The organism is Paenibacillus germinis, from assembly GCF_013141785.1.
Classification (GTDB): Bacteria; Bacillota; Bacilli; order Paenibacillales; family NBRC-103111; genus Paenibacillus_E; species Paenibacillus_E phytorum.
This window is the reverse complement of the sequence record NZ_WHOC01000176.1, coordinates 177003-201321: the sequence shown is the minus strand read 5'-3', so window position 1 is coordinate 201321 and position 24319 is coordinate 177003. Positions and strand designations below refer to the sequence as shown.

The 24319-nt window shown below is 47.9% G+C and carries 13 protein-coding genes; 12 read left to right on the top strand and 1 reads right to left on the bottom strand.

The genetic code is table 11. The features are described 5' to 3' along the window. The first annotated feature begins 27 nt into the window (after positions 1-27). From GC102_RS34570 to GC102_RS34515, 12 genes are all read left to right on the top strand, one after another. Positions 28-996 (top strand): GNAT family N-acetyltransferase, encoded by a 969-nt coding sequence (locus GC102_RS34570; protein ID WP_171693531.1) that lies wholly within the window; start codon positions 28-30, stop codon positions 994-996. Further along, entirely contained in the window at positions 997-1704 is a 708-nt protein-coding gene (locus tag GC102_RS34565) for a PIG-L deacetylase family protein (protein ID WP_171693530.1), read from the top strand. Positions 1705-2333: 629 nt separating this feature from the next. Further along, complete coding sequence (locus tag GC102_RS34560; RefSeq protein WP_171693529.1) at positions 2334-3500, top strand: exo-beta-N-acetylmuramidase NamZ family protein; 1167 nt, start codon at positions 2334-2336, stop codon at positions 3498-3500. A 40-nt stretch (positions 3501-3540) separates the two neighbouring features. Further along, the gene (locus GC102_RS34555) at positions 3541-5721 is read left to right on the top strand and encodes a helix-turn-helix domain-containing protein (RefSeq protein WP_376769430.1); all 2181 of its coding nucleotides are present in this window, start codon (positions 3541-3543) and stop codon (positions 5719-5721) included. 199 nt (positions 5722-5920) lie between these two features. Next, positions 5921-6841 (top strand): ABC transporter permease, encoded by a 921-nt coding sequence (locus GC102_RS34550; protein WP_171693528.1) that lies wholly within the window; start codon positions 5921-5923, stop codon positions 6839-6841. A 13-nt stretch (positions 6842-6854) separates the two neighbouring features. Continuing rightward, on the top strand, positions 6855-7715 hold the full coding sequence (locus GC102_RS34545; RefSeq protein WP_171693527.1) for a carbohydrate ABC transporter permease: 861 nt from the start codon (positions 6855-6857) through the stop codon (positions 7713-7715). A gap of 65 nt (positions 7716-7780) precedes the next feature. Then, positions 7781-9349 carry an extracellular solute-binding protein gene (locus tag GC102_RS34540; RefSeq protein WP_171693526.1) on the top strand — a complete coding sequence of 523 codons (1569 nt, stop codon included), beginning with the start codon at positions 7781-7783 and terminating at the stop codon, positions 9347-9349. Between the two features lie 58 nt (positions 9350-9407). Continuing rightward, positions 9408-10463 carry an amidohydrolase family protein gene (locus GC102_RS34535; RefSeq protein ID WP_171693525.1) on the top strand — a complete coding sequence of 352 codons (1056 nt, stop codon included), beginning with the start codon at positions 9408-9410 and terminating at the stop codon, positions 10461-10463. A 15-nt stretch (positions 10464-10478) separates the two neighbouring features. Next, a complete protein-coding gene (locus tag GC102_RS34530) occupies positions 10479-10838 on the top strand; it encodes a Rieske (2Fe-2S) protein (protein ID WP_171693524.1) in 360 nt (119 codons plus the stop codon). A 431-nt stretch (positions 10839-11269) separates the two neighbouring features. After that, positions 11270-16966 carry a family 10 glycosylhydrolase gene (locus tag GC102_RS34525; RefSeq protein ID WP_171693523.1) on the top strand — a complete coding sequence of 1899 codons (5697 nt, stop codon included), beginning with the start codon at positions 11270-11272 and terminating at the stop codon, positions 16964-16966. Positions 16967-17088: 122 nt separating this feature from the next. Next, on the top strand, positions 17089-22296 hold the full coding sequence (locus tag GC102_RS34520) for a phosphodiester glycosidase family protein (RefSeq protein ID WP_171693522.1): 5208 nt from the start codon (positions 17089-17091) through the stop codon (positions 22294-22296). Positions 22297-22328: 32 nt separating this feature from the next. Beyond that, positions 22329-23342, top strand: coding sequence for an S-layer homology domain-containing protein (locus GC102_RS34515; protein WP_171693521.1), 1014 nt, complete (start codon positions 22329-22331; stop codon positions 23340-23342). Positions 23343-23418: 76 nt separating this feature from the next. Here the strand turns inward: GC102_RS34515 and GC102_RS34510 are convergent, their stop codons facing one another. After that, positions 23419-24198, bottom strand: a complete 780-nt coding sequence (locus tag GC102_RS34510; protein WP_171693520.1) for a DeoR/GlpR family DNA-binding transcription regulator — start codon at positions 24196-24198, stop codon at positions 23419-23421. Positions 24199-24319: the final 121 nt, after the last annotated feature.

The following is a 24319-nucleotide window of genomic DNA, read 5'->3' as shown; positions in this document are numbered from 1 at the left end:
CGCGCGTGGGGGAGGTATGACTTCAGCATGATTGTGTCTTGGGATCAACAATATCGTCAAGCGGTTATTGACTTATGGAATGAAGAAGCCGTGAAAGAAGGCTACAAGGAGCTAACCGAACAAACCTTTGAGCGTATCTTCACGGCCAACCCTTATTTTGATAGTCAAAATGCTTTTGTGTTACTGGAACAAAATGAAGTCAAAGGCTTTGCTTGCGGCTGCACAGGGGATGATCTGCCGCTTGGGGAAGTGGCGGGATACATCACCTGCATCGTTTTAGCCGATGAGTTCAAAACAGATGAGAGCTATCAAGGCATGCTAGACGCTTTGGAGCGTCGCTTTCAGCAGCTTGGCAAAAAGCAAAGCGATGTCTTATTTTTTAATCCGATGTTATTGCCGTGGTATATACCAGGGACACCGAAGCATGAGCATAACAATGCGCCGGGCGTGCCAATCGAAAGTAAATTGTATACGTTTTTGCTGCAGGCAGGGTATGTGGAACGCGCCAAAGAGTGCGCCATGTATTTGAAGCTGGACGGTTTCACCATACCAGAGGATATCAGAGCCAAGGAAAATAAGGCCGCAGTTGATGGCTACACAGTGGAATTGTTCGACCCGGAAAAGCATAACGGCGTGGATGAAATGCTGAATGGATTTAATAATCTTTTATGGCAGAAGGAAATCGGGCAAAGCACGGCAGAGGGTGTGCCAGTGGTGATTGCTGCATATAAAGGCAAGGTAATCGGATTTGCCGGTCCGGTCATTCGTCAAGATAACGGCCGGGGCTATTTCGCCGGAATCGGCGTCATTCCCGAGCATGAGGGACACGGTCTGGGCAGCATCCTTTTCTTTAAGCTGTGCGAAGCTTTTCGTTCGATCGGGACCGACTACATGTCGCTCTATACGGGCAGTACGAACCCAGCTATCCGCATCTACGAGAAGGCAGGCTTTACTACCGTCAAACAGTTTTCTGTCATGAGAAGGGAGTTTGTGTGAATGAGCGAGCAAAAGTTAACGATTCTAGCTATCGGTGGCCATGTTGGTGATGCCGAATTAACGGCAGGGGGCGTATTGGCAAGTCACTCTTTGAAGGGGGACCGCATTGCGACCCTAGCGCTGACAGCAGGCGAACGCGGCGTTCCGGCAGGACAAGATATGGCCGAATATCGCGTGCAGAAAGTGAATGAGGCGAAAACCTTTGCCGAGATGCTGGGCGGGGAAGCGTTCGTATTCGACGATATTCCTGACGGCGAGCTGCAGGATAACCAAGAAATGCGTTTTCGCGTATGCGATGTCATTCGTCAAGTTCGTCCCAACGTGATTATTACGCATTGGAAGAACAGCATGCACAAGGATCATATGACAACGCACCGCATCGTCAATGATGCCCGCTATTTTGCCGCCTTGCCGACGTTTGAGCGGGAGCTTCCTGCACATTTTGCGCAGAGATTGTATTATGCCGAGAACTGGGAGGACGCCGTCGACTATCGTCCGTATGTGTATGTCGACTACGACCAAGAAGCCTTTGATCTATGGGTGAAGGCCGTCTCTACACATTGGTTCGTAACAGGCAGTAAGTCGTTCAAGTATTTGGAGTACTACAAGCATTTGATGAGAGTCCGCGGCCTTGAAGCCAGAAAAGAATATGCACAAACCTTCATGATTCCAGAAGAAAATATGCGGGTTATCAAAACTGAATTATGACCTACAATAACCAACCTCTAAATGCGGCTGCTCATTCTTGAATGGCGCCTTGCTAGAGGTTTTCTTAACTTTGCGTTTGGGTAAACGATGATGATCTTCGATGGCATACTTTGCTGAATTTCACAAGGGAGATTTACATAACTCACTCGGTAAGTGATTATTCTGGTTTATTGTTTGTTTTGTGGTTTGTGAGGGAAGTGTGTGGGGAAAGTGGGAGTTAGTAAGTAGTAAGTAGTAAGTAGTAAGTAGTAAGTAGTAAGTAGTAAGTAGTAAGTAGTAAGTAGTAAGTAGTAAGTAGTAAGTAGTAAGTAGTAAGTAGTAAGGCATGTTGTACTTCGTACAACAATTTCCTTAAGTTTCTTCAGGAAAAGCTGAAGATGTTGTATGGTGTGCAACAATTTTGCCTTGTTTCATGCAAAAGAGTCACTTTTGGCTTGAATTATTGTATTTTTTACAACATTAGCGAGAATTACGTGGATTCGCTTACCTATTGTTGTACAACGTACAACATTTCACGGATGAGCAAGATGTCTTGGGCGTAACAAGCTTGGCATCAAAATTGACAAACACACTCATCAAGGACGCCATAATCCGTTTTTCTTTTATCAAACAAAATTTGGGAGGCAGCTATGATCAGAAACGGGATCGATTGCATTGGGCAATACACTCATCTATTTAAAGGGAAACGATTGGGACTAATTACGGCCCCTACCGGCTTAAACAATGACTTCGTTTCCACCATTCAAATTTTGCATGAGAATTTCAATCTGACAGCCCTGTTTTCACCAGAACACGGTGTGCGTGGTGATCAAGCAGCAGGCGCCCTGGTAGAAACGTATCTGGATCCGATCACACAGGTGCCGGTATATAGCTTGTATCGTAAGGATTCCAAGCGCTTGAGTCAGGAAATGCTGGATGAGGTAGATATGGTCGTCTATGATATTCAGGACGTGGGCACACGATACTACACTTTTATTTATACGATGCTATATGCTCTGGAAGACTGTGCGAAAGCAGGCAAGCCATTTGTCATTTTGGACCGCATCAATCCATTGGATGGGGTGACGGTAGAAGGTAACATTTTAAAGCAGGACTATCAATCTTTTGTTGGCAATTATCCGCTTTGTGTGCGTTACGGTCTGACTGCCGGTGAGGTGGCCACGATGGCTAACGATCAGATGAACTGGCATTGTGATCTGCATGTGATACGTGCCCAGGGCTGGGATAGGAAGATGCAGTTCGATGATACCGGTAGACACTGGGTGATGCCCTCCTTGGGGATTCCCCGGTTTGAAACGGCATTGTTGTATCCAGGCACCTGTATATTTGAAGGCACCAACTTGTCCGAAGGAAGAGGCACCACAGTTCCTTTTGAAATTGTAGGAGCCCCGTTCGTCAATGCTCAACAACTGGCGGATGAGATGAACAGTAAGAAACTGCCTGGGGTCGTTTTCCGTCCGGTCTATTTTAAACCGACTTTTTCCAAATTTCAGGGAGAATCATGCAGCGGCGTTCAGCTTCATCTGCTGGATACCCGAGCGATTCGTCCTTTGGAGACAGCTATCACACTGATGTATACCATTAAGCGTAACTATGAACAATTTTCTTTCCTGCCACCTTTTAAAGAGGGATCTAGGCCTTTTATTGATTTATTATGTGGGGATAAGGTATACCGTGAAGATCCGTTAGATGTTTCGGTGTTATTAGAACAATTTCGGGACGAAAGCCGGGAATTCGCGCAGCTGAAACAGCAGTATCATCTATATGAAGAGAACGCGATAAGAAGTTATTCGTAATGCCATCACTGCGAACGTTTACAGGGGGCGGGAGGCGATCGTGTTGAGCATTTCTAAGGTACATAAGTTCCGATTAGCCCTTTTTTGGCGGCTTTTTACCACCTATTTCATCGTTATTCTCATTCCGGTTATTGTTGCCAGCATTATGGCTCATGTTCTCGTGGTCCGCACGATCGAGAAGGATGCAGAGAAGCTCAACGATGTCATCATAAGCCACTTTTCCAAGCAGACGGACACCGCATTAGATTCGCTCAAGACAAATATGATTAACATGCTCAACTCTTCCAATTTAACGAGTCTGCTCCGTACAGTCGACGATTCGCGTGAAAACCAACAGCGTACGGAGCAGCTTCACTCTCTCAGAGAGCAGTTGATGAAGCTTCAATCCGATAAATTGGTTTCAAAGGTATTCTTATATTTTGTGAATCACGATCTCGTTGTCGATGTCGATATTTATACGGACAAAGAGTATTACTTTGATTTTTCTTATCCGCTTGACGAGCAGCAGAGAAAAGCGTACATGTCGTATTTTACCGGCAAAAAAATGATGGACTTTACCGATCCGAGTACAATCGGCATGTCCGCCTTAATGAGCTATCCATTTAACAGCGACAAGCCCGATGTATATTTGGTCGTCGATTTCGCTGAGGACAAGGTCCAGGAGCAGATCAGCATTCCGGAAAAATGGGTGACGGGAACGGCAATTGCGAGCAGCCAAGGGCTAATCATGAACCAAGTTGGTTTGACAGATAAGGAAGCGAAGGCGGTGATGGAGCGTACACACGCAAATTCCAAGGGGTCTCAATTTCTCATTACAAACGAAGTTGCCATGTCACTTGTGAAATCTAGCTTCGACGATTCATGGTATTACGTGACCATCGCGGATCTGCGTACCCTGATGAAGCCAGCTTACATCACACGGGTGATTAGTTGGGCGTTTCTCGTCTTTTTCCTCGTGGTGGGCAGCTTTGTCTCTTACTATTTAAGCCGTCGCGTCTATCGTCCGATAAAAGAAATTACGGAAGAAAATAAAGAGCTGTCTCAAAGGGTGAGCGGTATGTTCCCCATCCTGCAGGAGCTTTTCGTAACCAAGATTCTGCTGGGTGAATATCGGGACGCACTGTCCATCGAATATTATGCGAAGGAAATCGAGTTTATCTATAACAAGAACGCGATGCGCACGGTTCTCTGCATTGCGTTTCACTACAATTCGCCCGCCTATGAACAGCTGTCAGAGACGTCGAAGTCTTTCCTATTCATGGAACTCAAAGAGCGTATAGTCAAATCGTCGCCATCGCTGATCTGGCTCTGTCAGACGAAGCCGGACGTGATGGCGTGCGTGGTGCTGCATGACCCGTTTCTCCACTTCGGAGCCGAGGAGGCCGCGAACATTGTGAGCCTCTTGCTGGAACAGTACAGCGAATACTTTAAAGCGACGATTGGAATCGGGAAGACGGTGAACGCTACCGAAGAGCTGCATGAGTCGTATAAGCTCGCGTTGTCCGTGCTGCAGAATCGCGGACTTGATTCCGATGTGGAGATATGTCGTGGACCGAATGTATGGGATCGAACGCAGTGGGAAAGCTTTTTATCTGTTCAGGATGTCAACCGTATCTTCAATCAATTCAAGACGCGGGAATATGATAAGCTGCTGCAATCTGCGTTCGATATGCTCGAAGTGGGAATACGCAAGAATGCCACTGCCATCCAGGCTAAATATTTATGTACCGACGTTCTCAATACATGGATCCGCGCAGTAGAAACCGAGCATAACGATTTTAACGTGCCGTTCTTTTCAGACCTGTTCGAGCGGCTTAATCGTTGTATGACATGGGATGAGCTCAAAGTCTGTTTCCAGGACATTCACAGTGTTTTATTTCGGACAGAGGAGCCTGATCAGCGTGCAAAGCAGTTCTCAGAGATTTTGGACTATATTCATGCGCATTATAATGAGGAGCTGTCGATCGAATATTTTGCCGGGCTCTTGAACATGTCGAACGGCCATTTCAGTCGTACCTTCAAAGAAGAGGTTGGCGAGAAGTATGTGGAGTATATTGCGAAATACCGACTGATGAAGGCGAAGCAATTTTTGCTGGAGACGGACATGAAAATCGATGACATCGCGGAGAAGGTAGGTTACTGGGGGCGCAACTCATTTATCCGAACGTTTCGTAAATATGAAGGGATTACCCCAGCGAAGTATCGCACAATTAACCATTGAACGAACAGAGACTTCATTTTTTCCGAAGTCTCTTTTTTTTCATCCGATCTCCCGAAATGACCAGGAATCCCTTGGAAACCTGCGTCTGCAAAAAAAGAGACTTCCCGTAATTATGCGATCTTTACGGGGCAGTCCTGGCTTTGTATAGTTAGGCCATCAACTCAGAGTTGTAAGCGTTATCAAGGCGAGGGGGGATGAGATGCCACAGCGAAATGTTATGTGGTACATGTTGAAGAAACATAAAGCACTGTATCTATTAATGCTGCCGGGAATTTTGTATTACATCATTTTCAAATATGTACCCATGTATGGTGTCATCATCGCTTTTCAAGACTATTCGATCGGTAAAGGCATTTTAGGCAGCAAATTTGTAGGCTTGAAGCATTTTATCGAATTCTTCTACGTAAATCCGGATTCCTGGAAGCTGATTCGCAATACCGTCATGCTCAACGTGTACGATTTGCTGTTTCATTTTCCGGCACCGATCATTTTGGCCATTCTGTTTCACGAGCTTAAGAACAAAACGTTTAAACGAATTGTACAAAGCATCAGCTACATGCCGCACTTCTTATCAACCGTTGTCATCGCTGGCATTCTAGTCACATTTCTTTCACCGCAAACCGGGATTATCAATTTCATTCTTGTCAAAATGTTTGGGATGGAGCCGATCCTATTTCTAGGACTGCCAAATTGGTTTCGGACGATCTACGTCAGCTCCGAAGTTTGGCAAAAAATCGGCTGGGGGACGATTCTGTATCTGGCTGCGATTGCCGGTATCGATCCGACGCTTTATGAAGCCGCGAAAATGGATGGGGCGAACCGCTTCCACCAGATGCGCCATATTACGTTCGTTGGTATGGTGCCCGTCATGATCATCCTGTTCGTCCTTACGCTTGGCCATTTTATGGAGACCGGATTCCAAAAAATATTGCTGCTTTACAATTCCATGAACTATGAAACATCGGATGTCATCAACACATTCGTGTATAGGCGCGGCATCTTGGATGCGGATTTCAGCTTCGCCACAGCCGTCGGGTTATTTCAGTCAGTGATCGGCCTTATCCTCGTCATCGCCGCTAACCGGATCGCTAGAAAATATTCAGAAACGAGCTTGTGGTAAAGGAGGAACCCTTTTGAAAATCAAACAATCGATGGCTTCAAGGGTATTTGATACTTTCAACTATGTGATCATGATTCTTCTGATGATCGTTATGGTATACCCGCTGGTTTATGTATTCAGCGCTTCGATCAGTGATAATGCCCTCGTATCGAGCGGGGATGTGCTCATCTTTCCTAAGGGGGTAACGCTTATTGCCTATAAGCAGTTGGTGAGCAATCCGGATCTATGGATCAGTTACTGGAATACGATCCGTTATACGATCGTTCATGTGATACTAACCTTGCTCGTAACCTCGGCTATGGCGTATCCGCTGGCGAAGAAATGGCTGCCCGGCCGCAGAATCATTCTGATGATGGCTGCTTTTACGCTGCTGTTTAGCGGCGGTATGATCCCAACGTTTCTCGTTGTGCAGAAGCTGGGGATGTTGAACTCGATCTGGGCAATCGTTCTGCCTTCCCTGATCAGCACGTGGTACTTGTTCATCATGCGCACGTTCTTTGAAGCATTGCCGGAGGAGCTTGAAGATGCGGCGACGATCGACGGCTGTTCTTCCTTACAAGTGCTGCTGCGCATCGTGCTTCCCTTATCGATGCCGGTTTTGGCAACAATCGGCTTATTCACAGCCGTGAACCAGTGGAACGCGTTCTTCGATGCACTCATTTACTTGAACGACCGCTCGATGTATCCGCTGCAAATTATGCTCCGGAATATTCTGGTGGCTGGTACTACGATTCAGGCTGAAGGCGATCTGAGCCTGCTCCAAACAATGAAGTACGCCATCATCATGATCGCAACGCTCCCGATCCTATGCGTTTACCCGTTCATCCAGAAATACTTCGTGCAGGGAACTATGATCGGCGGCATCAAAGGATAGTTCTAGATTCCCTGGAATCTAACGCTATAGAGGGATACTTTTTAACACGATAGGGAGGGTTTCATATGAAAAAAAGAAATGTCGCAACAGGTTTGACTACGGTTATGCTCATCAGTTTAGTCGCAGCAGCCTGTTCGAGCCAACCGAATGATACTCCTGCGGCCGGAGAAACGAAGAAACCAGACGAGTCCAAGAAGCCGATCACATTCACGTGGCTGGCCTACGACCGTCCAGAAGGAAAAGTGCGCCAGGACTGGGACATCTTCAAGGAAATCGAAACAAAGACCGGCGTAAAGGTCGAGTTTCAAGTTGTCAGTCAGGAAGGTTTGAAGGAAAAGAAGCAAATTATGATTGCGACGAACTCCGTAACGGACTTCATCCAGGTAGATACGTTAGAGGGAAGACAGCATGGTCCGGATAAAGTGTTTTTGAACTTAAAAGATTACTTGGATAAAGCGCCGAACCTAAAGGCGTTCTACGAAAAATACCCTGAGGCTAGAGCGGTCGCAACTGGCGTTGACGGTGGTATTTATACCGTTCCTGTCATCGAGGGCGACGCAGAAGGGAAAGGCTTTAACTTTGTCTGGTATACACGCAAGGACATCATGGATAAGTACGGACTGAAGGCGCCGACTTCCGTGGATGAATTTTACCAGTTCCTCAAAACGCTCAAAGAGAAACAGCCGGATACGTATCCGCTCATCAATAATGCCATTGTCGGCGACACCGGATTATTTACGACATTCGGAAGAGCGTTCACCGGCATACACGGCTTCTATAACGTCGATCCAGCCACCGATAAATACGCGTTCGCTCCCTATCATAAAGGATATAAGGACTCACTAGTTTACTTGAATAAATTGTTTAATGAGAAGCTGTTGGATCCTGAATTCTCAATGATTACGCAAGCACAGTGGGAAGAGCGGATTCTTAAAGGTAAATCGCTTGTGACGTTTTTCTGGAAGGCTGACTTGGAAACGCTCATGGACAAAGGCCGTAAAGCAGGTAGTGCGGATTACACACTCGATGCGATTCCACAGTTCGCTGCAGATGGCATCAAAAACTACCAGTTCTCCCGTTCGGTTGTCGGCGCTTCCGGCCGCGCGATCTCGGCTAAGGTGAAAGACAAGGACAGGGCGGTTCAATTTCTTGATTACTTACTGGGAGAAGAAGGCTCCAACTACTTATCGCTTGGTATTGAGGGCAAAACGTATACAAAGGAAAACGGCAAGGCAGTCTACAACAAGGATTTCGGCGCTTCGCCATTCACGACACTGCGTAAGGATTGGGGCGTTTGGTACGACATGGTTACTCTCGATAATGCCAAATCCCGCGAGGTGTGGGAGCGCGGCTTAAGCGACAAGAGCAAGGACATTAACAAGAGATACGAACCGTTCATTATTCCGGCGCCGAAGCAGATCGTCAAGACGAAGGAAGAGCTGGAGCTGGAAAAATCGAAGCTGAATAACCTGAACAAATTCCTCGAGCAGAAGCTGACTGAATTCGTAGCAGGCAAGACGCCGATCAACGATAAGACGTATCAAGAATTTATCGATCAGGCGAAGAAGCTCGGGTCTGACGAACTGCTGGAGATGTACAATTCCGCTTATACTCGCACCTATGGCAAGAAGTAATCCAATTGTGCATGCAATGTGGGAAATGTAATACATACTCCGGAATGGAGGGATTCGTATGGCCGAAGATTTCAAAGTCATTGATGCAGATGTCCACAATGAACAGAATGATGCCGACTTGCTGCCGTACCTGGCAGAACCATGGCGGTCACGCGTAGCGAATACCGGAATAGGGTATGCTGGCTCCGGTTACTATTCGCCTGTAGGTGTAATGAAGAAGGACGCCATTCCGGCCAGCGGCGGCAAAGCTGGCTCGGACCCAGACCTCATGATCAAGCAGCTGCTTGAGGGCTACAATGTTGAATACTGCGTGTTGACCGGGGTTGTGTACAATATTTCAACGACGCACGACCCTGATTACGCAGCTGTGATTTGCTCTGCCTACAACGACTTTTTGATTGGCGAATGGCTTGGTAAACACAAGGCGTTCAAGGGCGCCATGGCTGTCGCCACGCAGGACCCGTATCTTGCCGCGAAAGAGATTGACCGTGTCGGGGGCCATCCCGATATCGTTGAAGTCATGATTTCTAGTGCGGCTCGTGCTCCACTCGGCCAGCGAATGTATCATCCTATCTATGAGGCTGCGGAGCGGAATGGTCTACCTATTGCGATTCATCCGGGCGCGGAAGGAGGGGGCAGCTCCACGGCACCTACCGCTGCTGGGTATCCTTCCCGTTACATCGAGTGGCATACATGCTTGTCGCAAATGTTCATGGCTCATCTTGTTAGCATGGTATGCGAGGGTGTATTTGAAAAGTTCCCGCGGTTGAAAGTAGTGCTTACAGAGGGTGGTATTGCTTGGCTGCCGCACCTGATGTGGAGGCTGGATAAGAACTATAAAGCGCTCCGCTCCACTGTCCCTTGGCTGAAGAAGCTGCCTAGTCAGTACATTCGAGAGCATTGCTATTTAACTACACAGCCCATTGAGGAACCGGACAATCCGCAGCATTTGATCGATTTGTTCAATATGATTGATGCCGAGAATATGATTCTGTATTCGAGTGATTATCCGCATTGGGATTTCGATTCACCAAGTATGATTCTGCGGAGACTAAAGCCGGAGGCGAAGCGTAAAATCTTTTACGAAAATGCCAAAAGCCTATATAACCTTTAACTCACGGAGGACCTTATGACGGTACATTACGTGCTGGATGCGGACGCTGTCTCCGATGGCGGTCACGCCGTCGTCACAATCGAAGGGAAGAGCATCGGCATTTACCGGATAAACGATGAATATTACGCTTTAAACAATTATTGCCCCCACCAGGGGGCGCCGATGTGCGAAGGACTCGTTTCTGGTACTACGCTTCCTTCGGACGTGTATGAATACGAGTACGGTAAAAAGGGTGAAATCATCCGCTGCCCTTGGCATGGCTGGGAATTCGATATTCGAACCGGCAAATCTTTATTCAGCGATAAGATTTGGGTGAAAACGTATAAGGTGAATGTGCAAGACGGCAAAGTTGGTGTTGATCTGGAAAGAAAGTAGACAGCTAGAAGAAGCGGAATATGAGGGATCGAATGGGCTGAAAACACCTATTCGATCCCCTTTATTATTTTTGTTGCATGATAGAACTGAATTCATTTAAGTTTGCGAATCTTCGCTAAAAAATGGCAATTTTCAGTCGGTAAAAATAGACAGAAGCAGTCATTTTTCGCTATGTACAACTGGGAAAGATCAAGCTAAACTTAAAATGAAAAGATTGAAATTAAATTTCATTTATATATTATATTTTGAAAAAATATTTCTAGTTCGATTAGAAGAAAAGAAATGACGCCATTTCAGGTGATACAAAATGTATCTAAAAATGGGTGAACTCTATTGGGATGGTGATGCTGATGCAATAACAGAATTGTTTTGAGAGGGATGAAACGAATAGGTTGCTTTTAAGGGACGAAAAAGAAAGGAAGTGCCTTTTGATGAGTAGCTTCACATATTCGCTGCGCAAGAAATTATCTGCTTCCCTGGCTCTCATGCTGCTATGCGGAGCGATTTTATCCGGTTTTGGAAGCGGTTTACCGACTGTTCAAGCACAAGATGGCATGATGAAAATAGCAGCTGCATCGTCTTCTGTTCCCATTCATGAGAAGGTAATGGGGAAAAACACAGCAGCCAAAACGATAGATCTTGAGTTCAAAGGAACTGTCGCGTTAAGTGAAACCGTGACGGTTGAACAACAATTTGGCGGAACTGCGGTCACCAAATCGCTGAATGATGTGATGGTCGGTGCTGAAAACGTGGATGTTTATTTAGGCGAAGACGGAAGAGCTGCGAAAATCGTGATCGTTGGCGAAACGCCAATGAATCGTATGCGCGTTGGCATTCGCAAAGATATTTCGAATATCGCCGACATGACGCAAATTGACCACCCGCAAATCGATATCAAATCGGAGCAGGGCTTCCTTATCAACGATAAAGCGGCCAACCAGCAATTTACGATTACGGCAGGAACGCTCGTCTCGTTTACCGTGGAGGGCGGTCAGATTGCCGTTGCGCAGAACGGTTCGCAGCTTGTCAAAACGGCAAACCGACTATATATGGAGCCAATTAGCGGGGATTCACTACTTCAGGTAATGTCCATTACCCGTGCCCATGGTAAACCGCTATATAGAGGGAAGTTCGAGCTGTTTCTAAATCCAGAGAAAAACAAGCTAAGACTTATCAACGAAGTGGATATTGAACAATATCTGTACCAGGTAGTTCCAAGTGAAATGCCGTCTTCTTTCGGGTTGGAAGCACTGAAGGCGCAGTCGATAGCAGCGCGTACTTATGCATTAACCGATTACATGACGAGTCGGTTTGCTGATCTTGGTTTCCATATCGATGACAGTACACTCAGCCAAGTGTATAACAATCAAGTGGAGAACACGCTGACGACGCAAGCCGTACAGGCAACGGCTGGGAAAATCATGAAAAGCGGCAGCGCGCTGGTGGATGCGAGATTTTACTCGACATCAGGTGGCTATGGCGCGTCGAAGCACGAGGTATGGCACGACATAGACACGAATCAGTTCCCGGGTACTCCGCTGCCGTATTTGACCGGACGGAGTTATACTTACGATCCAGCGAATACCAGCAGTATGCTGACAATCGATACGTCTAGCGAGCAAGCGCTTAACGCATTTTACAAAAACTTAAACTATACGGGTTACGATTCGGACTCGCTGTATTTCCGCTGGAAAGTCAGCCTAACGAAAAAGGAGCTCGAAAATACAGTAAACAAAAATATCCTTCTCCGTTATGCGGCTGAGCCTCTATTTATTTTGACGAAGGATATAGACGGCAGCTTTGTCAGTAAGCCGATTCCGGCAGAGGGCGTAGGCACCATCAGCAACATGTATGTCTCAAGACGCGGTGCCGGCGGCAACGCGATGGAGCTTGTTATTGAGGGCAGTACGGGCACTTATAAAATTGTAAAAGAATTCAACATTCGCTTCACGATCAAACCTAATAAAACGGATACGGGCGGAACGACAGACGTGCTGGCTTATCGGACTAAAGGCGGAACTGGCACCTATGATACGACAGCTACGCTAAAGAATCCGGCCATCTTGTATTCCGCTTTCCTTACCTTCGATTTGGCTCGCGACGGCGGGGGCAACTTAACCGACGTAACCTTTTACGGTGGAGGGAATGGCCATGGGGTGGGCATGAGCCAATTCGGCGCACAAATGCTGGGTAAGCTGGGCTGGAGCTATGACAAGATTCTAGATGCTTACTACAAAGGAATGCAGCTTGTGGATCTGAACGCACCTGTTCTCAGACGCCTTGAGCTTGCTCCAAAAATGGCTACTGTCAATCCAGGTGCTGTACAAATATTTACGGTTAAAGGCTTTGATGGCAGCGGCAATGAAATGGCTTTTCCAGCGGAACAGCTCGTATGGAGCCAAACGGGCTCAATCGGTGCAATCTCTCAAGTTGGTGAGTTGACTGCTGTAAATGGGGCAGCGGTAGGTAAGGTTGTAGCAGCCATCGACGGGTTGAGTGCGGAGTCTGCTGTGATCGTCGGCAAACCTTCAGCAGTTGTGGAAGATTTCGAGAACATTGCTGATATTGCGGCCTCGAGTATACGTACAGTACAGGATTCGGTTCAGTTGGCACGGGTTAATAGACCGGAGCCTGTTCACGCAGGGATATATGCCGGAAAATTCACTTACGATTTCACAGGTACGTCAGGTACCTCTGCTGCTTACTTGAACTTCAAGGATGAGCTTGGAGGAACTGGACGCATATTGGAAGGCTATCCGAAAAAACTTGGCGTTTGGGTATATGGCGATGGCCAGAAGCATTGGCTGCGGTCTATGTTTCAAGATTCGGCGGGGACGAAACCGACCATTGATTTCACATCAGCTGGCGGTTTGAACTGGGTCGGATGGAAATACGTGACGGTGGATTTACCGGGCAACCTGAAGCCGCCGATTCGGCTGAATCAGATTTATCTGGTTGAAACAAGCAACACCAATAAAAACGGAGGAACGCTATACATTGACCAAGTAACTGCTTTGTACTCGAATACGGATGTATTCGAATTGGAGCTGTCGGGCTTAACGCCGATGATCATCGGCGAATCAAAGCAAACCGTCGTAAATGCGACGTATTCAGGCAGTACAGCGCCTGTGCAAATTCAAAGCGGCACGGTTTTCTACAGCAGTGATCCCACTGTTGCGACCATTGATGGTAATGGAAATGTGAAGGCGCTTAAAGCGGGCACAACGACCATCACTGCTTTATTCGGAAGCGCGCAGCCAGCCGTGTATGAGTTGAGGGTGACTGCTGAGGCTCCGGTGGTTGAACGTCTTGAGATAACCGGGCTGAGCGCAATGGAGAAAGGCCAGACGAAGCAGGCTAAAGTGTTCGCTACGTTTGTAGGCGATCCCAATCCTGTGGAGCTTGCAAACAGCCAAGTATCGTTCAGCAGCAGCGGGCTGGATGTGGCGTCTGTTGATGTAACCGGCAAGGTTAGTGCGCTGAAGGCTGGTCAAACCACAATTACGGCTGCTTACGGAGGGAAATCGTCGACCTACGAGCTCATTGTGACGAATCCAGTGGCTGTACTGCTAAGCATTGACATCCAGGGTCTGAGTGCGATGACCATCGGGGATTCGCAGCAAACGCGCGTTACTGGCCTTTATAGCTTAACGCCCAATCCGGTGGAACTTACAAGTGGGGTAACGTTTAAAAGCAGCAATTCAGAGGTTGCGACTGTGGACGATTCTGGTAGGGTGACCGGATTGAAAGTGGGGATTAGCATGATATCAGCTTCTTTTGGCGGAAAATCCGATCTATTCACTGTTGTTGTCAATAAAGCGACATCAGCACCTAAACGGGAGCTTAGAGCAGCTTGGATCGCATCGGTAGAAAATATTGATTGGCCGCAAAAAGGTGTTGTGACGCCGAATGAGCAGAAACAGACTTTTTCAACCATGCTGGACAATCTGGGTAAAATGGGCATAAATGCCGTGGTCGTACAGGTGAAGCCAACCGCAGACGCATTCTACCCGTCCGAGTACGGTCCATGGTCCGAGTATTTGACAGGTGTGCAGGGGAAAGATCCAGGCTATGATCCCCTTGCCTTCATGGTCGAGGAAGCGCATAAGCGTAACATGGAGTTCCATGCTTGGTTTAACCCTTACCGGATCAGTATGAAGGATCAGATTGGTAATCTGGTTGAGAACCATCCGGCTAGACAGCATCCAGATTGGGTGGTTAGCTACGGCGGCAAGCTGTACTACAACCCTGGTGTGCCAGCGGTAAAAGATTTTGTAATTGGTAGCATTATGGAAGTTGTTCGCAACTACGATATCGACTCCGTCCATATGGATGATTACTTCTATCCTTACGTTGTCAACGGTCAGGACTTCCCGGATGCTGCGACATTCGCCACTTATGGCGGATCCTTTACCGACAAAGGAGACTGGCGCAGAGACAACGTGAACAAACTTGTGCACGAGCTGTCTATCGCCATTAAGCGGGAGAAAAGCTACGTCAAATTTGGCATCAGTCCATTCGGCGTTTGGCGGAACATCGCAGACGACCCGACAGGATCGGATACGACGGCAGGGCAGCGCAATTATGACGATTTGTTTGCCGATACGCGCAAATGGATTCATGAAGGCTGGATCGATTACATCACACCGCAAATTTATTGGAATTTCGGCTTCACGGCGGCGGCTTATGAAAAGCTGATTGATTGGTGGACGAAAGAAACGCAGGGGACGAATGTTCATCTCTACATCGGTCATGCCGTGTACAAAATTAACGCAAACAACGAAGCTTGGGAGCTTCCTGATGAGCTGCCGAATCAGCTAAAGTACAATTTGAACTTTGAAGGCGTCAAAGGCAGCATGCATTTCAGTGCGAAGGATCTCCTCGGAAACCCGCTCGGTATTAAAGACAGACTGACGAATGACAGCTACAAGCTGCCGGCACTTATTCCAGCCATGACGTGGATTGACAATGTTGCGCCTGAGAAGCCGGTTCTGGAAACGGTGTCCAAAGGGACAGCAGGCATCGATATCACGTGGAGGGACCAAGCGGGAAGCGATGCAGCCTACTACGTCATTTACAGATTTGAAGGCAGTCAGGTCGGCAGTACCGATAATCCGGCGCAAATCTCAGCAATCGTACGTAAACAATCGGGTGATGTGCAGCATTACTCAGATAACAAAGCTGTGGAAGGGCAGCTGTACACCTATGCCGTTACAGCTGTAGATCGGGTGCATAACGAAAGTGCGGCCAGCAATGCTGTAACCCTTGGCGACAGCGAGAACCGTATCGAGCTTGAGCCGTTAGGCGATCTTGCTATCGGTGCAACGAAGCAGACGAGAGTGTTCGCCAAGCGTGCGGGAAGTGAAATACCGATTGATGTGACGGGCAGCTCGCAGTTCGTCAGCAGTCAAACCGATATCGCAACAGTGACAGCCGGTGGCTTGATTACGGCGCTAAAAGAAGGCACAAGCGTTATTACAGCGACATACGGGAGCCTTACAGCAACAGCGATGCTGCAAGTTCATGTGCGAGATGAACAGCCGACAGCTGTTTTAACTGGGCCAACCACAGTGCTGACCGGCCAACCGTTCACGGTAAATTTCAGTCTACGCAGTGTCACATCGAACGTCTATGCACAGGATATCACGATTGAATACAACCCTGCCATTGCCGATTATGTCTCCTCTACCGCGATTAAGACAGGTGTTGAAATTGTGTCGGAGAAGGCGGATTCGGGCAAAATCAGGCTGATTCTTGCAAGTCCAGGCAGCGCAGTTAGCGGCACTGCTGAGCTTGTGAAGCTCTCGTTCCAAGCGAAAGGTGTCACGCAAACAACAGCCGGCACGATTTCGGTAACGAGCGCACTGCTTGGTGACGAGCAAGGAAGAGAGGTTCAAGCGCGGCCAGCTACATTGCACGTGGAAGTGATAACGCCTCCTCCTGGTCTGCCGGGTGACTCAAACGGCGACAATAAGTTCTCCATCGGTGATCTTTCGTTCGCAGCTGCTCATTATGGCAAGAACAACACGAGTCCGGATTGGAATCAAATCAAGACGGCTGACATCGACGGTAATAACATGATTGACATTAGAGACCTTGCGGCGATCGCACAGAAGATTCTGGAATAGAAGCAAGCTTGATAATTGAATGAAAAGGGCATGCCCCTTTTTCTGGAACGGATGCATTTACCGTCGGTTTCGGGGAGAGGGGGTGTCCTGATCCTGAAAATAGTAGGCGGGAGGATTCGGGAATGAAGAAGCTTCGAAGCAGGTTGTCCTTATGGTTATGCGGCGTGACGGTACTATCGGCTCTTCTGCCTTACGGAACGGCTCTAGCTGCGGTTCCAGTGATGAATAGCCAAATTATTGACGAGCGTTCCGTACCAATCGGCCCGGGTGCTGCATATGGCTGGTACGATATGAAGCTGGACCGGGGGCTTGAGAAGGTACATACGGTGGTGTTTGACCCGAAGAATCCGCAGCTCGAATTACAGCCAGGCAAAACGGACGGCAAGGTGTATGGGATGCAAGGTGTCTCTAAGATGGCCAGCGATGCGGACAAACCAGGAAATCGGGTCATTGCGGGCATGAATGGGGATTTCTACGACTTGGCAAATGGGATTCCGCTTGGCATGTTTATGGGAGAAGGTCGGATATTGACAAGTCCGCCGAACGACTGGTATGCCTTCGGCCTTAAAACGGACGGGACTTCGCTGTACGGGCCGAGCCCGAAACTGGTCCGAACGGTTACAATTGCAGGCAAGACGACACCCTTGACCCATATTAACCGCACACGGGGTACCGATGCACTTGTGCTTTATACGTCAGATTTTCATACGACGACGACCGCGAATGATCTTGGAGATGAAGTCGTTCTCGATATCCTGGAAGGTGATGTTAAAAGCGGGCAGACGATGAGGCTGCGCGTATCTGACATACATAAGGACAAAGGAAACAGTACTCTTACAGAAGGAAAGGTTGTTTTGTCGGCATCGGGAACAGCTAGATCTGTATTAAGCAGCCTGCATATCGGAGATGAATTAACGGCAAGTTTCGAGCTGGAAGCGGCATGGCGTGACGTGTCGATGGTCATCGGGGGGTCTGCGCTGTTGGTGAAGGACGGCGAGGTGCAGCCGAATGGCGACACAGCTGTACATCCCCGGACTGCGATCGGCACGAAGACTGACGGTTCGGTAGTGATGATTGAGGTTGACGGCCGTGCCCCAGGTTTCAGCGAGGGCGTGCAGCTGCAAGAACTAGGTCAAATCATGAAAAACCTAGGTGTTGTTCAGGCGCTTAATTTAGACGGAGGCGGTTCTTCGACTGTCATTGTTAAGCTGCCTGGAGACACGACACGGACACTGCTCAACAGGCCATCTGACGGTGGCGAACGGAAAACGGCGAACGGTTTACTGCTCGTCAACAAGGCACCTGAGGGTGCGGCGTCGAAGCTGGTGGTCCAGCCGAATTTGGAACGCGTGCTGACCGGCTCTTCCGCTTCGTTCAAAGCAGGGGCTGTTGATAGTAACGGGCATCCGGCCACTTGGGCCAGTCCAGTTGCTTGGAGCGTCGATCTTGCAGGAGGGACAGTGGATAACACTGGCAAGTTCACCGCAGGATCAGCAGCAGGGACTGCTGAAATTACGGTCAGCAGCGATGGATTGGCATCTGGTAAAGGTACTATTGAAGTCGTAGATGATCTGACGGAGCTGAAGTTTCCAGATGCGGTGAAGACGTTTGCCTCCGGTAAGTCAGCCGTCTTGTCCGTTACGGCACTGCGCAGCGGTCAAGTGGTTCGGGCCGATAACAGCAGGCTGTCATGGCGTGTTGAAGGGCCCATTGGCACGATTGACGCTAGCGGAACATTCATGGCTGCGAACGAAACGGAGAAAAGCGGTAAAATCTATGTTAGTTATCGTGGAGTAGAAACTTCTATGGATGTGAATGTAGGTCTACCTCCGGTCATTCTTGAGGATTTTGAAAACGGATTGACCAATTATCTCGCAAGCTCTTCCGCACAGGCTGTTAAAAGTATAGCAAGTATCGAAACAAATGAAGATTTCGTAAGGTTTGGGAGCAAGTCGTTGAAGCTGGAGTATGATTTTACCGGAAAACCGGGCACTTCAGGTGCGTATTTGACAGCCAAAGACACAGCATCCCGTATACAAATTCCAGGATACCCCGAAAAAATCAGCATGTGGGTGTATGGTGATGGCCGTACGCACTGGCTGCGGGCACAAATGCGTGACGTCAACGGGGTGATACCGATTGATTTCACAGATCAGAACATCGGCGTGAACTGGACAGGGTGGAAATACGTGGAAGCGACGGTTCCCAAAGGAAGAGCGCTTCCGCTAACGATGGATATGCCTGTCCGTTATATGGAAACGCAGGCCGCCAAGAAGGACGCAGGCAGCATCTACGTGGACCAAATCCGTGCCCTTTACGGACCGGCCAAAGATGATATGGATCCACCAGTGCTGAAAAATATAACGCCGGCAGATGGGGCTGCGGTGCATACGAACATGCCGATGATCCGCGCTTACGGAGAAGACTTTGGCTATGATCCGGCAACACATCCGGGTACGACGCTAATCGATCCGGATAAAATCCGGTTCTATTTGGATAATGTACCTGTTCCACATGCGCTTTATCCGCCGGAAGGCCGCATTTGGTATACGCCGGATGTGCCTTTGGCAGACGGTGTCCACAAGGCCAAAATTCAAATCAAAGATTTGTCCGGCAACCAAACGACGAAGGAATGGACGTTCACGGTGGACACAGGTGCTCCTAAGCTTGTTTATCAGGCCCCTGTGGAAACTTATGCCGGAAATACGTACACATTGGACATAAAAGCGGTCAAGACGGCTCAAATCCGCGACGGTCAAATCGAATTCCGGTTCGATCCGGCAAAAGTGGAAGAACTTCAAGCGGTAAAAGGCAGCAAGCTGGCCGACAGCATGTGGCAAACTTCCGTAGATACGGTGCAGGGAACGGTTCGGCTAACTTGGACCGGCATACAGACCGCTGCGCTCTCAGATGATGACCTGCTCGGTCGAATCCGTTACAGAGTCAAGGCGGCAGCAACCGGATCGCATGAAATCGGCTTCCAAGCAGGCTTAATTTCGTTTATAAGCTCGGGAGATACGCATTTTGCCTTCTTTGGTCTGCCAATTACATCGACGATCAAGAACCATTTAAAGGTAAGCTGGGATGAATTCGGCATCGTGCAGGGGTATACGACGAAGTTTACGGTAACGGATGAAAACGGCAATGGCGTAGAAGGCGCGAAGCTGCTCGCAGACGGCAGCGAGGTTGGTGTGTCTGGCGCGCAGGGCAAGCTAGAGACAAATGCTTTGACTGCTGTAGTGAAGACCTACCAGCTGCAAGCGGTGAAAGAACAAATGTACAGCCCGGTAATGAGCTTCAAAGTATCACCACTGGCCGGTACACCTGCTCCTTACAACATCAGCGTTACGATGGGTGAAGACCCGACGGCATCCAGGTCGTTTACATGGCACACTCATCCGGGAACGGAGCCGTCAGCTGTGGAAATCGTCAAAGAGTCGGAGTTTACCGACTTTATGCAAACGAACGTTAAGAAGTATACAGGTACCAGCAACGTATACAATACGTATGATCTGGGTACGATCCGGGTGCATAAAGCGACGGCAGATGATCTTGAGCCTGGTACCCGTTACGTATACCGTGTTGGAGACGGCAACGGCAACGTTAGCACGCAGGGAACGTTCCAGACGACGGAATCGATCGGAGATCATACGAAGTTTTTATACTTTGCCGATTCGCAAGCGGCAGATTTGAATGGCTACAAGCTGTGGGGCAATACCGTGAATAAAGCGGTATACGAGCATCCAGATGCGGAGTTTATGGTACACGCTGGTGATATGATCGACAGCGGCTTTAAAGAAAGTGAATGGAACATGTGGTTCAGCACTGCGCAAGAGAATCTGATGAAGACGACGCTGGTCGCAATCATCGGGAATCATGAAGTAATGGGCATGCGGGAGAATAGTGATTTCCTTGCTCACTTTAACCAGCCTGGCAACGGAGTGAGCACGCTCAAGGGTACGAACTTCTCTTTTGACTACAAAGACATGCATTTTGCTGTGCTCAATAGCGAGTATGCCTACGAAGAGCAGAAGGAGTGGCTGCGTCAGGATCTTGCTAAGACGACGAAGAAATGGAAAGTGGTCGGCTTTCACAGAGGACCTTACGGCAGCATCTATGATTCGGCTGACGTACGAGAGCAGTGGGTGCCGGTGTTCGACGAGTTCAAGGTTGATCTTGCTATTAACGGACATGACCACATCTACTTGCGGACGTTCCCGATGAAAGCTGGCAAGCCTGTTGCCGAAGGTCAAGGAACGACGTACATGGTGGCTGGTTCCACTGGACCTAAGTTTTATTCGCTCACAACAAGAGAATGGCAGAAAGTAACCGACGCCGAGAACACGCAAATGTATGCGGTTGTGGACATCAAAGGTAACGAGCTGAAGGTTGTGACCAAGACGGTTGGCGGACGGGTGGTGGATGAGTTTACACTGCACAAAGCGGCCGAACCAGAGCCAATAACACTCAGCCTAGATAGTCCGTCTTATCATCTAGAAATAGGCGATACGCATCAAACTGTCGTCACGGCGACATACAGCGGGTCAAATATCGTGAAGGATGTAACGTCGTTGGCTGTGTATACGACGGCAGACGGGAGTATCGCTTCCGTCGATAACAAAGGGATTGTGACCGGGGCATCCGAAGGAAGCACGACGATTAGCGCAGCTTATGAAGGGGAAACGGTGACGGCACAGGTGTATGTGAAGAAAAAAGTCATTCAGCAAACGATAACGACATTGAGCGGTCCTGGCTCTGTTAGGTCGGGCGATCTGTTTACTGTCCGATTCGGACTGAAGAATGTGCAAAAGCCAGTACTGGCGCAGGATTTATTGTTCCAGTATGATACGGACCTCTATCAATTTAAAGATGCGAAGTCAACCCTTGAGGGCGTAGGCCTCTATACGAAGGATCAGCAAGTTCCTGGACAAATTCGTCTTCTTGTCGTAAGCGAGGGGATGGAGCATTCCGTAACGAGCGATACGGAGTTTATCGATTTGAATTTCAGTGCGAAGCAGATAACGCAGTCTGCGAGCGGATCGATAGCCGTTACGAGCGCGACCCTAGGGGATGCGCAGGGAAATGAGAGTCAGGCGCTTCCAATGTCCATGCGCGTTGAAGTGATCACGCCTCCACCTCATCCTGGTCTGCCGGGCGACTCCAACAACGACAACAAGTACACGATCGGTGATCTTTCGATCGCAGCCGCTCATTATGGCATGGACAATAAGCATCCGGATTGGAGCCGGTTCAAGTCAGCTGACTTCGACGGTAATGGCGTTATCGATATTGTTGATATTGCGGCGATTGCTAAGAAGATCATAGAATGATCTGCCGTATCCCTGGGAAAGGAAGATTCTACATGATACGCAAACTTCTTATTATTAACATCGCCTTGCTGATGTTCGTACTTTTGCTTCCCCTAACCACGTTGGCGGCAGAGACGGCTTCCTACTCACTCATCATTTCAAATGACAAACCGGAGATTGGCAAAGAAGTGGAAGTCACTGTAAAAGGGAAAAATCTCCAGGATGTATACGCCTACGAAGTTAATTTCGTGTATGACGACAGCCAATTACGATTCAAAGCAGCCAAAAGCGCGTTCTCGGGATTTACCGTTCCGGCCATCCTGAAGAAGGATCACTTGCAATTTGCCAGTACCAAGATGGGCAATACTCCAGGGGAAAACGGCGAAGTGACCCTATGCACACTAACCTTTGAAGTAATCGGCGGGGGAAAAGCTTCGATTGAGCTCACTGATGTGAAGCTTGTGAACAGCAAATTGGCCTCCGTCACGCATTCGGCGGGTACTGTAGCCACGACCGAGATCAAGAATATGACGACGTTTACCGATATTTCTGGACATTGGGCGAAAGAAGCGATAGAAAAAGCGGCAAAACTTGGTTTTGTGAACGGATACGAAGATGGCTCCTTCCGTCCTCAAGGACTCATAACCAGATCTGAGTTCGCAGTGATACTTGCTAGGGCGCTTCATTTGCCAGTTAACGATAAGCAGCTTACCTTTTCAGATTTGGATAGCATCCCGCAATGGGCCAGCACCTCTATATCCGCTACAGTGAAGGCAGGCATTGTGACAGGTTACGAAGACAATACGTTCCGTTCGGATCAAAAGATTACGCGTGCTGAAATTACGACAATGATTGTTAGGGCGCTGGGATTAAGCTTGGATACCACGCGAAATTCCACCTTTGCCGACGCTGATGATATTCCCGCTTGGGCCAAAACTTATATTACAGCAGCGAGCGAAGCGAAATTAGTCCAAGGCAGAGATGGGAACCTCTTCGCTCCTAATGATCAGGCCACCCGAGCAGAAGCAGTCACTTTGATACTGTCTATGCTCAATAATAAAAAGTGATTGTGAAAAGATAATAGAAGGAGCATGTTCCATGAGTGAAATCGGAACATGCTCCTTTGTTTGTAAAGAAGAGAAGTCACAAACTGTTATTTAAGTTTTCCGAAGGGACTACGATTAATTCAACTTCATTATGGATTAACATTTCCCTCATTTTGCTATCAGGTTCTTGATCCGTAATAAGGACATTTATCTTTCCCAAATCACAAATCCGATGGAAAAGGCTTTTTCTGAATTTAGATGAATCCGCTAATACAATGACTTGATCAGCTCTTTTTATCATCTCTAATTTTACATAGGCCTCGTCAACAGAAGGTGCTGTTAATCCATCGGAAGTAATGCCGCAAGCGCTAAGAATTAATTTATCTACTTTGATATCAGCTAACATTTCTAATGTACGAGGACCGAAGACATACCGATGCCACGTATTTAATTCGCCGCCAAGCAGATGTGTGGTTACATGGGGTTTATCACACAAAATACTTGCTATATCTATGGAATTCGTTACAACAACGTTATTTTTCGTAGACATGTATTCAGCTGTAAATTGTATGGTTGTTGCTGTGTCCATTAAGATGAAGTCTCCATCTTTTATTAGCGAAGCGGCCATACGGCCAATGCTCCTCTTATTTGCAGAATCAAGTAATCGTTCCTTATAGCTCTTAATATCCTTCGTCAAGGTAGTAAGCATGGCTCCGCCTCGAACTCGAATAATATCTCCTTCTTCTTCAAGTTTTACTAAGTCACGTCTTGCCGTATCGCGAGAAACCCCATACAGCTCACAAATATCCTCAAGTTGGATTTTATGGTTATCTTTTAGATATTGGATTATGGCTTGGGTTCTTTCATCCTGATTCATTATGTTACCTCTTTCAGTACAAGTATATGTCTAATTATAAGTTTATTACCTAAATAATTCAAGGATTATGACCATTAATATAAGTTTTAAACTTAAAATCATAATTATTAAACTTAAAATA